Annotated in this window: 7 protein-coding genes, 2 tRNA genes and 1 pseudogene; all 10 read right to left on the reverse strand. The window is 57.9% G+C overall.

Going from position 1 to position 12,546, the window contains the following annotated elements; all coding sequences use genetic code 11:
* Positions 1 to 85: 85 nt before the first annotated feature.
* The 10 genes and pseudogenes from CFter6_RS14380 to CFter6_RS14425 all read right to left on the reverse strand — a co-directional run bounded on the left by CFter6_RS14380 (position 86) and on the right by CFter6_RS14425 (position 12,476).
* Positions 86 to 162, reverse strand: a tRNA-Asp gene (locus CFter6_RS14380).
* A gap of 173 nt (positions 163 to 335) precedes the next feature.
* A complete protein-coding gene (locus tag CFter6_RS14385; protein ID WP_014006418.1) occupies positions 336 to 608 on the reverse strand; it encodes an HU family DNA-binding protein in 273 nt (90 codons plus the stop codon).
* A 292-nt stretch (positions 609 to 900) separates the two neighbouring features.
* Positions 901 to 3,312, reverse strand: coding sequence for an endopeptidase La (lon, locus tag CFter6_RS14390; RefSeq protein WP_061540520.1), 2,412 nt, complete (start codon positions 3,310 to 3,312; stop codon positions 901 to 903).
* A 323-nt stretch (positions 3,313 to 3,635) separates the two neighbouring features.
* Positions 3,636 to 4,904, reverse strand: a complete 1,269-nt coding sequence (gene clpX, locus CFter6_RS14395; RefSeq protein WP_014006420.1) for an ATP-dependent Clp protease ATP-binding subunit ClpX — start codon at positions 4,902 to 4,904, stop codon at positions 3,636 to 3,638.
* Between the two features lie 162 nt (positions 4,905 to 5,066).
* A pseudogene (gene clpP, locus CFter6_RS14400) lies at positions 5,067 to 5,692 on the reverse strand (ATP-dependent Clp endopeptidase proteolytic subunit ClpP).
* 85 nt (positions 5,693 to 5,777) lie between these two features.
* On the reverse strand, positions 5,778 to 7,130 hold the full coding sequence (gene tig, locus CFter6_RS14405) for a trigger factor (RefSeq protein WP_061540521.1): 1,353 nt from the start codon (positions 7,128 to 7,130) through the stop codon (positions 5,778 to 5,780).
* Positions 7,131 to 7,301: 171 nt separating this feature from the next.
* Positions 7,302 to 7,805 (reverse strand): CreA family protein, encoded by a 504-nt coding sequence (locus tag CFter6_RS14410; protein WP_061540522.1) that lies wholly within the window; start codon positions 7,803 to 7,805, stop codon positions 7,302 to 7,304.
* Between the two features lie 146 nt (positions 7,806 to 7,951).
* Positions 7,952 to 8,038: transfer RNA gene (locus CFter6_RS14415), tRNA-Leu, on the reverse strand.
* Positions 8,039 to 8,166: 128 nt separating this feature from the next.
* Positions 8,167 to 11,289: an efflux RND transporter permease subunit gene (locus CFter6_RS14420; protein WP_061540523.1), complete on the reverse strand. Its 3,123-nt coding sequence runs from the start codon at positions 11,287 to 11,289 to the stop codon at positions 8,167 to 8,169.
* Positions 11,286 to 12,476: an efflux RND transporter periplasmic adaptor subunit gene (locus CFter6_RS14425; protein WP_061540524.1), complete on the reverse strand. Its 1,191-nt coding sequence runs from the start codon at positions 12,474 to 12,476 to the stop codon at positions 11,286 to 11,288. Before CFter6_RS14425 ends, CFter6_RS14420 begins: the two co-directional genes overlap by 4 nt.
* Positions 12,477 to 12,546: the final 70 nt, after the last annotated feature.

The raw sequence follows: 12,546 nt of genomic DNA on the forward strand, positions 1-12,546 counted from the left end.
AAAAGGAAGGCTGCAAAAGAAGGCTGCACTACAACCGGACGTACATAAGAAAAAAGGCGAACTCTCGTTCGCCTTTTTTGTATTTTGGCGGAGTGGACGGGACTCGAACCCGCGACCCCCGGCGTGACAGGCCGGTATTCTAACCAGCTGAACTACCACTCCTAAAACTGCTTACAAATCTCAGTTGACCTCGAAAACCTACTGCGCGGCCCAATCTCGGTACTGCGATGCTCACCGTGCTTTCGCACGCCTCCGCTTCTCCTACCGACCTTGGGTCGCTCGCTACGGTTTTGCAAGGCCCACTTATTTGGCGTTTGTCACCACGCCAAAAGACGCTAGTTTACAGCATCTTTCAACGCTTTGCCAGGCTTAAATTTAGGAACTTTCGCTGCCTTGATCTTAATTGCCTCTCCGGTGCGCGGATTGCGGCCGGTGCGCGCTGCGCGTTTGCCTACCGAGAACGTGCCGAAGCCGACCAGGGTTACTGAGCCGTTCTTTTTCAAAGTGGTTTTAACTGCGGCAATCACTGCATCCAATGCGCGGGTCGACGCGGCTTTGGAAATGTCTGCTGACTTGGCGATGTGATCGATTAATTCGGTTTTGTTCACTGAAGCCCCCTCACATGAATTGAAATTCGAGATGATGCTTGTTCCGCATTTTGTGCGAAAAATCATCGCAGATGGACTGCAGAAAAAAATCTGCAGCTGGTATTAAACAAGCCACAAAGCCTTGTGTCAAGCGGTTTGCCGGGGATATGGGAAGGTTTAACCTGATTTTACAAACTTGATATATTCAACATTAAATATACCCGCGAATAAAAAAAAGCGCTCTTGCGAGCGCTTTTTTACGAACAGGAATCAGACCGGCGAATTCGATAGCTTATCCGAACCCGCCGCGGGCTTAGTGCTTGACCACGCTAGGATCAGTCTTCTCGCTGCTCTTGGCGACGCTTGCATCAAGCACTGCTTCCTCGTCGGTCAGAGGCACTGGCTGACGCTCCAGGGCAATCTCCAATACCTTGTCGATCCAGCGCACCGGCACGATTTCCAGCTTGTTCTTGACGTTGTCCGGAATCTCGGCCAGGTCCTTCACATTCTGCTCTGGAATCAACACCGTCTTGATGCCGCCGCGATGCGCCGCCAACAGTTTTTCCTTCAGGCCGCCGATAGGCAGGACTTCGCCGCGCAAGGTGATTTCACCCGTCATGGCGACATCTGCCCGCACCGGAATCCCGGTGAAGATCGAAACCAGGGCGGTCGTCATGCCGACGCCGGCCGACGGTCCGTCCTTCGGCGTTGCACCTTCCGGCACGTGGATATGGATATCGCTCTTTTCGAACGCCTCGCCCCGGATGCCCAGTTTCGCGGCGCGGCTGCGCATCACCGTACGCGCTGCCTCGATCGATTCCTTCATCACATCGCCCAAGGTGCCGGTACGGATGATCGCACCTTTGCCCGGCATCTTGACGGCTTCGATGGTCAGCAGTTCGCCGCCCACTTCAGTCCATGCCAGGCCGACCACCTGGCCGATCTGATTTTCTTTTTCGGCGACGCCGAAGTCGAAGCGCCGCACACCGAGGAATTTATCGATGTTCTTGGAGGTGACCGCGACCTTCTTCTCTTGCTTCTTCAACAGCAGCAGCTTCACTACCTTGCGGCAGATCTTGGAGATTTCCCGTTCCAACGAACGCACACCCGCTTCACGCGTGTAGTAACGGATGATGTCGCGGATCGCGCCTTCAGCCAGGCTGATTTCCTCGACCTTCAAACCATTGTTCTTGATTTGCTTAGGCAGCAGGTAACGCAGCGCGATGTTGGTCTTTTCGTCTTCGGTGTAGCCGGACAAACGGATTACTTCCATCCGGTCCAGCAGCGCCGGCGGGATGTTGAAGGAATTCGAAGTCGCCACGAACATCACGTCCGACAAATCGAAATCGACTTCGATGTAATGGTCCGAGAAGGTATGGTTCTGCTCGGGATCCAGCACCTCCAGCAGGGCCGAAGACGGATCGCCGCGGAAATCCATGCCGAGCTTGTCGATTTCGTCCAGCAGGAACAGCGGATTGCGCACCCCGACCTTGGCCAGGCTTTGCAATATCTTGCCTGGCATGGAGCCGATGTAGGTACGGCGATGGCCGCGGATCTCGGCTTCGTCGCGCACGCCGCCCAGGGCCATCCGCACGAATTTGCGGTTGGTGGCGCGGGCGATCGACTGCCCCAGCGAAGTTTTACCCACGCCCGGAGGACCGACGAAACACAGGATCGGCGCCTTCAGCTTGTCGACACGCTGTTGCACGGCAAGATATTCCAGGATGCGTTCTTTAACTTTATCAAGGCCGTAGTGGTCGCCTTCCAGCACTTTTTCAGCATTGCCCAGTTCGTTGTTGACCTTGGATTTTTTCTTCCAAGGCAAGCCGACCAGCGTATCGATGTAGTTGCGCACCACGGTCGCTTCGGCTGACATCGGCGACATCAGTTTCAGCTTCTTCAACTCGCTCTGCGCCTTTTCCAGCGCTTCCTTAGGCATCTTGGCAGACAGGATCTTCTTTTCCAGCTCTTCCAGGTCCGCGCCTTCTTCGCCTTCGCCCAACTCCTTCTGGATCGCCTTGACCTGCTCGTTCAAGTAGTATTCGCGCTGCGATTTTTCCATCTGGCGCTTGACGCGGCCGCGGATGCGTTTCTCGACTTGCAAGATATCCAGTTCGCCTTCGAGCTGGCCCAGCAGGTGCTCGTAACGCTTGGCGATATTGAAGATTTCCAGGATCACCTGCTTTTGCTCGAGCTTCAGCGGCAAGTGCGCGGCGATGGTGTCGGCCAGGCGGCCGGCGTCATCGATGCCGGACAGCGAAGTCAGGATCTCAGGCGGGATCTTCTTGTTCAGTTTGACGTACTGGTCGAATTGCTGAACGATGGCGCGACGCATCGCTTCCACCTCGGCTTCGTCGCCCAGTTCGGATTCGACCGGCGTCAGGTCCGCTACAAAATGCGTGTCGAGCTCGCTGATGTGATGGATGCGCGCACGTTGCGCCCCTTCCACCAGTACCTTGACGGTGCCGTCGGGCAGTTTCAGCATTTGCAAGATATTGGCGACGCAGCCGATTTCATAAATATCGTCCGGCGACGGTTCGTCCTTGGCGGCGGCCTTCTGGGCGGCAAGCATGATGCTCTTGCCCTGCTCCATGGCAGCTTCAAGCGCCTTGATCGACTTTGGGCGACCGACGAACAATGGAATCACCATATGCGGGAATACCACCACATCCCGTAAAGGCAACAGAGGCAACTGAGTTTGTTCAGTAAATGTAGAAGTCGTCATGGTGAGCCCTATCAAAAAATCTTATTAATGATGTTGGCACGAGTGGCCGAAACTCAAGCCCCGGTTTCAACAATAAATCACCACTTCTATTTGTAACTAGCAACTAGTTTGCGATGGCCAATAAAAAAGCCACACGCGAAGGTAACTTCGGGTGGCTTTGCGATTGAAGCCGAATCGTATGTTTTGGCAAATTGTACTACTTTTGGCCCAAAAACCTGCTTAAACCCCTGCTTTTTACATGGCTTTACAAATTTCAGGGGTTTATGCCGCCGCCGGCGGCCGGCCCTTTGCACGGCCGGCCCGGCCAGTCAAGCGCCACCGTCTTATTTGGCGCCCGACACCTTCGGCTGTTCATGGTAAATCAGCAACGGTTTGGCGCCGCTGTTGACAGTATTTTCATCCACCACGACCTTGGCGACATTCTGCTGGCTTGGCAAATCGTACATAACGTCCAGCAACACATGCTCCAGGATAGAACGCAGGCCGCGCGCACCGGTTTTGCGCGCCAGGGCGCGTTTGGCGATGGCTTGCAGCGCCGCCGGGCGGATTTCCAGCTCGGCGCCTTCCATCTGCAGCAGCTTGGAATACTGTTTGACCAGGGCGTTCTTGGGCGCGATCAGGATCTCGATCAGCGCTTCCTCGTTCAGCTCGGCCAGCGTGGCAATGACCGGCAGGCGGCCGACCAGTTCCGGGATCAGGCCGAAGCGCGTCAGATCTTCGGGTTCGGCGTCCAGCAGCACCTCGCTCGAAGTACGCTGGCTCTGGCTCTTCACATTTGCCGAAAAACCAATGCCGCTCTTTTCCGAGCGCTCGGAAATGATCTTGGCCAGGCCGTCGAAAGCGCCGCCGCAGATGAACAGGATGTTGGTGGTGTCGATCTGCACGAAGTCCTGGTTCGGATGCTTGCGTCCGCCTTGCGGCGGCACCGAAGCCATGGTGCCTTCGATCAGCTTCAGCAACGCTTGCTGCACGCCTTCGCCCGAGACATCGCGGGTAATCGAAGGGTTATCCGATTTGCGCGAAATCTTGTCGATTTCATCGATATAGACGATGCCCCGCTGCGCCTTCTCGACTTCGTAATTGCAGTTCTGCAGCAGCTTCTGGATGATGTTCTCGACGTCCTCGCCGACATAACCGGCTTCGGTCAGGGTAGTCGCATCGGCAATCACGAAAGGCACGTTCAGCATGCGCGCCAGGGTCTGCGCCAGCAAGGTCTTGCCGGAACCGGTCGGACCGACCAGCAGGATATTGCTCTTCGCCAGCTCGATATCGTCCTTCTTGCCGAGATGCTTGAGTCGCTTGTAATGGTTGTACACCGCCACCGACAAGATCCGTTTGGCAGGTTCCTGGCCGATCACGTACTGGTCGAGCAGTTCGCTGATTTCCTGCGGGATAGGCAGTTCCGATTTTTGACCATCCAGCGTTTCGACGTTCGATGCTTCATCGGTAATGATGTCATTACAGAGATCGATACATTCATCACAAATGAATACCGATGGCCCGGCGATGAGTTTTTTCACTTCATGCTGGCTTTTGCCGCAGAAGGAACAATAAAGCAGTTTTTCGCCGCTGGAAGATTTTTTATCAGACATAAAGGCAGAGTTTAAGTAAAACTATAGAGGGTGGACCACAGCATTGATTCGCGGTATTGATTTTATCTTACCCGCGAAATCCGGATTCGTCACGCCTGGGCGATTTTTGAAAAGCAAAACGCCCGTACCTTTGGGGCCGGCGTTTTATTCGTTACGCAGCAATCAAGCCCGTGTCGCCAGGACTTTATCAATCAAGCCATATTCCACAGCAGCATCCGCGGACATGAAATTGTCACGGTCCGTATCCTTGCTGATCTGGTCAATGCTTCTGCCCGTCTTGTCCGCCAGGATGCCGTTCAGGCGCTCGCGCAGGTACAGGATTTCACGCGCCTGGATTTCGATATCCGAGGCTTGGCCTTGGCGCCGCCCAGAGGCTGGTGAATCATGATGCGCGAGTTAGGCAGCGAGAAACGCTTGCCCTTGGCGCCTGCAGCCAGCAGGAAAGCGCCCATCGAGGCCGCCATGCCGGTGCACAAGGTGGAGACTTCCGGCTTGACGAACTGCATCGTATCGTAAATCGCCATGCCGGCAGACACCGAACCGCCAGGAGAATTGATATATAAAGAAATATCCTTATCAGGATTTTCGCTTTCCAGGAACAGCAGTTGCGCCACCACCAGGTTGGCAGTCTGGTCGTTGACCGGACCTACCAGGAAAATGATGCGCTCGCGCAGCAGGCGCGAATAGATGTCATAGGAACGCTCGCCGCGGCCACTCTGCTCAATCACGATAGGCACCATGCCAAGCATGTCAGTATCCAGTGCCGAATTACGATTAAAGCCTGTCATATTTTTCCTTATGGAGAGCGCTCAAAACTTAATCAAACCACCGAACCGGTCCAGGCTTGCGGCCTGGACCGTGGATATTGCCAGATTAAGCTTGTTGCCCGTTGTTGCTCATTAATTCATCGAATGCGACCGACTTTTCAGTCACTTTCGATTTGCCCATCACATAGTTAACGACGTTTTCTTCCAAAACAAGGGCTTCGACCTCTGCCAGGCGGCGGCGATCGCTGAAATAATATTTCAGGACTTGTTGCGGGTCTTCGTAGCTTTGCGCAAAGTCTTCGACTTGGGCTTTGACTTGCTCTGGCGTTGCCTGCAACTGGTTTTCCTTGACCACTTCGGCCAGGATCAGGCCCAGGCGTACGCGACGCTCGGCCTGGGCTGTGAACAGCTCCGGCGGGAACGGCATGTCGTTGACCTTCATGCCGCGCTGCGCCATGTCCTGGCGGGTCATTTCAACCAGGCGTTCGACGTCCTGGTCGACCAGCGCTTTCGGCACTTCCAGGTCGCTGACCTTGATCAGCGCATCCATCACGCTGTCTTTGTTCTTGGCCTTGACGCGGGAACCGACTTCACGCTCCAGGTTGAGCTTGATGTCAGCGCGCATCTTGGTCAGGTCGCCGTCTTCGATGCCCAGCGATTTTGCAAATTCGGCGTCGACTTCCGGCAGGTGCGCCCATTCCAGCTTCTTCAGCGTGATGGTGAATTCCGCAGTCTTGCCGGCCACGTCCTTGCCATGGTAATCGGCAGGGAAAGCCAGTTCAAAAGTCTTGGCTTCGCCGACTTTCAGGCCGACGGTCGCGGCTTCGAACTCAGGCAGCATGCGGCCTTCGCCCAGCACGTAAGCGTAGTCATCGGCTTTGCCGCCCTGGAATTCAACGCCGTCGATCTTGCCGACGAAATCGACCGTCACGCGGTCGCCGTTCTTGGCTGTGAGGTCGCTGCCGCCATCGCCGTGCGCGCCTTGCTCGCCCTTGACGTGGTAGTGCACGCGCTGCTTGCGCAGGATGTCGATGGTCTTGTCGATTTCGGCATCGCTGACTTCAGCCTTGGTCTTTTCGACTTCAACGCTGGTCAGGTCGCCGATCTTGACTTCAGGATAGATTTCGAAAGTGGCATCGAACGCCAGCGTGCCTTCAGCCACGCCTTCGCTGTTCTTTGGCTCGATCTTCGGGTAACCGGCAACGCGCAGGTTGTTTTCGTTGGCAGCGGTGTTGAAGGCATTGCCGACCTTGTCGTTCAGCACTTCGGTTTCGACCTGGTAGCCGTATTGTGCAGCGACCATCTTCATCGGCACTTTACCTGGGCGGAAGCCAGGCGCTTTTGCGGTGCGGGCGCGGACCTTCAGGCGCTTTTCGACTTCGGTTTGCACTTCGCTCACAGCGATTGTGAGGGTCAGGCGGCGTTCAAGTTTATCCAGAGTTTCGACTGCAGTTGCCATGTGGATCGTCCAAAAATTAAAAATTCCGTGGTGCGGCTAAGGTCAATGCGGGGTAAAACGATGAAATGTTGTCATTTCCACCCCAACCCTGCCGCGCTAAAGTCCGATATTCTATACGTAAAACAGGCCGTTGCGCCAAAACGCATCGCTCCGCACAGGCAATAAACCCGCTTATTTGAGCGGAATCGGGCTGCCGGGAGGCACCGGCACCGCGGTAACGCTGTTTTGCGGGCTGCCGTCGACCAGCTTATCCGAATAGGTCAGGTAAACCAGTGTATTCCGCTTCGGATCGACCAGCCGCACAATATGCAGGCGCTTGAACAGCACCGACATGCGCTCGGTAAATACGTCTTCCTGCAGCGGCAGCTTGGCGCTGAACTGCACTGCGCCGACCTGGCGGCAGGCGATCGAGGCTTCCGCCCTGTCCTCCGCCAGCCCGACCGTGCCTTTGACGCCGCCGGTGCGTGCGCGCGACACATAACAGGTCACGCCCTGCACCTTGGGATCGTCGTAAGCCTCGACCACCACCCGGTCATTGCGCCCGACCCAGCGGAACGCGGTGCTTACCTCGCCCACCTGTTCCGACGCCGCCTGCGCTTCAGATGCCGCACCGCCAACGATTGCCGCAAGACCAAGCAAGGCCAAGCTCTTCCATGCCAGGGATTTTGTACGCATATTTACTCCAGGAAAGAACACGATTGTATGTCGAACAACCCGCATGCCGCTTCAATGTAAACTTCGATGCAAATAAAACGGGCGTAAAAAAACCCTCGTCAGAGGGTTCTTAGATGCCCAGCCAGTCTTCAACATACCGACACAGCTGGTGCGACCGAGAGGACTCGAACCTCCACAAGATTGCTCTCGACAGGACCTAAACCTGTTGCGTCTACCAATTTCGCCACGGTCGCATTTCCAACAAATACAGTGCAACCCCGCTCGGCAGGATTGGACAGCCCGCTATTCTACTGCAAGCCATCCGATATGGCGAGGGGTTGCCTGGCTTACTTGTCAATTTTCTCGCCAAATTCCCGCAAGCTCAGCCGTGGTTATCCGCACCGCTCTCCGGCTGCGGTTTCTTGACCCTGAACCAGGCCGCATACAGCGCCGGCAGGAACAGCAGGGTCAAGCCGGTCGCCACGATCAGGCCGCCCATGATCGCCACCGCCATCGGCCCCCAGAATACCGAACGCGACAAGGGAATCATCGCCAGCACCGCCGCCGCCGCGGTCAGCATGATCGGCCGGCAGCGCCGCACCGCCGATTCGACAATTGCATTCCATGGCGCCACGCCGTTGGCGATATCGTGCTCGATCTGGTCGATCAGGATCACCGAATTGCGGATGATCATGCCGAACAGTGCGATCACTCCCAGCTGGGCGACAAAACCGAACGGCCGGTGCAGCAACAGTAGCGCCGCGGCCGCGCCCGCGACGCCGAGCGGCCCGGTCAGGAACACCAGCAAGGAGCGCGAAAAGCTATGCAGCTGCAGCATCAGCAAAGTGAAGATGATGAAAATCACCAGCGGCACATTGGCGGCGATCGAATCCTGCGCCTTGCCGCTGTCGTGGGCGGCGCCGGCGACGTCGATGATATAACCCGGCGGCAGCTGCGCCCTGATCTTGTCGAGCTGCGGATCGATCTGGGCCGTCACGGTCGGCCCTTGCACGCCGTCGATCACGTCCGCCTGCACCGTGATCGCCCAGTTGCGCCACTCGCGCCACACCACGCCCGGCTCCCACACCAGCTTGACGGTGGCGACCTGCGCCAGCGGCACCGACTTGCCGCTGGCGGTCGGCACATTGGCCTGGTTCAGGGCGTCGATGGTGGCCCGCTCATCCAGCGGCTGGCGCACCACGATATCGATCAGGCGATCGTGCTCGCGGTACTGGCCGATGGTGGTGCCGGTCAGCATGGTGTTGACCGTCTGCATCACGGTTTGCGAGCCGATGCCGAGGGTGCGCAACTTATCCTGGTCAAGGTCTATCCGCAGCACCTTGACCGATTCGTTCCAGTTATCGTTAAGGCCGATGATATTCGGATTGCCGTTCATGACGCTCTTGACCTGGTCGGCAATCGTCCTCACCTTGGCGGCATCGGTACCGCTGACCCGGAACTGCACCGCATACGGCACCGGCGGGCCGCTAGGCAACAGCTTGACGCGCCCGCGCACTTCCGGGAAACCATGCTTGAAGGCCTCGGTGATGCGCAGCCGCAATGCATCGCGCGACGCCAGGTCCTTGGTCAGCAGCACCAGCTGCGCCACATTGGTCTGCGGCAGGATCTGGTCGAGCGGCAGGTAAAAGCGCGGGCTGCCGCTGCCGACGTAAGTGGTCATGCTTTCCAGCTCGGGCGCGGCATGGATGTAGGCTTCGAATTTCTTGGCCTCGGCTTCGGTCGCGGCAAACGACGAACCCTCCGGCAGCCACAGCTCGATCATCAGCTCGGGCCGGCTGGAATCGGGGAAAAACTGCTCCTCGATAAACTTGAAGCCAAATACGCCTAGCGCAAACACCATCAAGGTCAAGGCGATGGTGGTCTTGCGCCACTCGACGCACCAGTTGACGGTGCGCCGCACGCGCGTATAGAACGGCGTATTGAACAATTCATGATGGCCGTCGGCGCCGGCCGCCGGCTTCACCTTCAGCAGCAGGAAGCCGATATAGGGTGTAAACAACACCGCCACCAGCCAGGAAATCAGCAAGGCCAGCGCATTCACCGAAAACATGGAAAAGGTGTATTCGCCGGCAGCCGACTTCGCCAGCCCAATGGGCAGGAAGCCGGCGGCAGTGATCAAGGTCCCGGTCAGCATCGGCATCGCGGTAGAGGTATAGGCAAAGGTTGCCGCCTCCAGCCGCGACAAGCCCTCTTCCATCTTGCGCACCATCATTTCCACCGCGATGATGGCGTCGTCCACCAGCAAACCCAGGGCAATGATCAGCGCCCCCAGCGAGATCTTGTGCAGGTCGATGCTGAAGATGCTCATGAACAGGAACGTCACCGCCAGCACCAGCGGAATCGTCAGGGCCACCACCAGGCCGGGCCGGACGTCGATGCGGAACGGCTTGGTGTGGAAACCGAGCGACAGGAAACTCACCGCCAGCACGATCAGCACCGCTTCCATCAAGGTCTTGAGGAATTCGTTGACCGATTCGGCGACGATTTTCGGCTGGTTCGAAACCCGCTCCAGGTCGATCCCGACCGGCAGCTTGGCCTTGATCTGGGCAGTCATCTTCTCCATGTCCTTGCCTAGCGAGATGATGTCGCCGCCCTTCGCCATCGAGACGCCGAGTCCGATCACTTCTTTGCCGTTGAAGCGCATCTTGGTCTGCGGCGGATCCTGGTATTCGCGTTTGACGACGGCGAAATCGCCTAGCCTGAAGGTGGTGTTGTTGGCCCGCAGCTGCAGGTTTTCCAGGTCCTTGGGCGACGCTAGCGCGCCGCTCACGCGGATCTGCAGGTTATCGGTAGCGGTCGCCAGCACGCCGGTCGACTGCAAGGCGTTTTGCGCACTCAGCTGGTTGACGATGTCTTGCACAGTAATGCCCAGCTGCGAGAATTTTTTCTGCGAAAACTCGATGAAAATCTTTTCATCCTGGACGCCGAACAGATCCACCTTGGCCACCGACGGCAAAGTCAGCAGCTGCTGGCGCACGAAATCGGCGTAGTCCTTGACGTCGGCATAATTGAAACCGTCGCCCGAGACCGCAAAAATCGAGCCGTAGGTTTCACCGAATTCATCGTTGAAGAACGGCCCCACCACGCCTTGCGGCAGGGTCAGCTTGATGTCGTTGATCTTTTTGCGCACCTGGTACCAGGCGTCCGCCGTTTCCTTGGGCGGGGCCGATTCCTGCAAGGTCAGGATGATCAGCGTTTCGCCAGGCTTGGAATAACTGCGGATAGTGTCGATATGCGGCGTTTCCTGCAGCTTCTTTTCCAGCTTGTCGGTGACCTGGTCAGCCATCTGCAGGGCGGTGGCGCCCGGCCACTGGGCCGACACCACCATCGCACGGAAGGTAAACGGCGGATCTTCATCCTGCCCCAGCCGGCCGTAGCTGAGGATGCCGCCGATCACCAGCACCACCATCAGGTAGCGTGTCAGCGGTATGTGTTCAAGCGCCCAACGCGAGAGATTAAAACCGCTCTTTTTGCCGTCGCTCATCGGGCCGCTCCGCCCGTCGTGGCTGCCAACGGCGGGCTTGCAGCCGCTTTACCGGCCGGCAGGCTGCCTTCCGGCCCATTCAGGATGGTGACTTTCTGTCCTGGCTTGAGCTGGTTGACGCCGGCGGTCACCACCTGCTGGCCAGCGCGCAAAGCGCCTTGTATCCATACTTCATTGCCGTGCTGGCCGTCGATCTGCACCGGCACCTGGCGCACCTGATGCACGGTGGCGCCCTCCACCACCCACACCGCGCTATGGTCCTGCACCCGCAGCAGCGCGGTAAGCGGCACCTTGATCGCATTGTCGCTGGTCTTGCTGGTGAAACTGGCGTAGGCGGTCATGCCCAGCTTGACGTTAGGCGTATCGTCCGGGATGGCGATCTTGATGGCGTAGGTGCGCGTCACCGGATCGGCGATCGGCGACACCTCGCGCACCGTGCCGTGGATCACCTGCCTGGGATCAGCCCACAGGCGTACTTGCACGTCACCGCTGCTGCGCAGCTTGTCGACCTGGTTCTCGGGTGCGCCGACCACCACTTCCTTGGCGCCCTGGCGGGCCACGCTGACCACCGGCGTGCCTGCCGCCACCACCTGGCCAGCTTCGGCATTGATGGCGGTAACCACGCCGTCCACATCCGACTCCAGGGTGGCGTAGGCAGTCTGGTTCAACTGCCCCTTGAATGCAGCCTCAGCCTGGTCGTATGTCGCCTGCGCGGACTTGTAGGCCGTATCTTTCGCATCCAGCACAGCCTGGCTGACAAAATTCTTGTCGCGCAGATCCTGGTAGCGTTTCAAGTCAGCCTTGGCGGTATCGCGATTGCTGGCGGCCGAACTGACGGCGGCCACCGCCTGCGCCTGAGCCAGCTGCAAATCCTTGGGATCGAGCCGCATCAGCACCTGGCCGCGCTTGACCACGCTGCCGACATCGACCTGGCGCGCGATGATCTTGCCCGCCACCCGGAAACCCAGCTGGGATTCATAGCGGGCCTGCACCGCGCCCGGCAATTCGGAGGTGACATCGGCATTGGCCGGATTCAGCACCACCACCCGCACCGGGCGGATATCTTCGACCTTTTCAGGGGGTTTGGAACAAGCTGCCAGCAGCAATGTGCAAACAAGCAACAAAGCGGGAGCGCGCATGTGCGCCGAAGCAGCAGCAGCCGGACGCGGATTTATCTGGGTCAACACGTTTTTTCCTTTACTATTCTGGGCTGTCGTTAGCTGTCGTTGCCGGTTTATGCGCCACCGTTCGGCGCGC

Origin of the sequence: Collimonas fungivorans, assembly GCF_001584145.1 — a bacterium.
Lineage (GTDB): Bacteria > Pseudomonadota > Gammaproteobacteria > Burkholderiales > Burkholderiaceae_D > Collimonas > Collimonas fungivorans.

Coding starts and splice junctions, on each gene's coding strand:
- CFter6_RS14410 (WP_061540522.1), bottom strand. CDS start 7,805: ATGCGTACAAAATCCCTGGCATGGAAGAGCTTGGCCTTGCTTGGTCTT.
- clpX (WP_014006420.1), bottom strand. CDS start 4,904: ATGTCTGATAAAAAATCTTCCAGCGGCGAAAAACTGCTTTATTGTTCC.
- tig (WP_061540521.1), bottom strand. CDS start 7,130: ATGGCAACTGCAGTCGAAACTCTGGATAAACTTGAACGCCGCCTGACC.
- lon (WP_061540520.1), bottom strand. CDS start 3,312: ATGACGACTTCTACATTTACTGAACAAACTCAGTTGCCTCTGTTGCCT.
- CFter6_RS14420 (WP_061540523.1), bottom strand. CDS start 11,289: ATGAGCGACGGCAAAAAGAGCGGTTTTAATCTCTCGCGTTGGGCGCTT.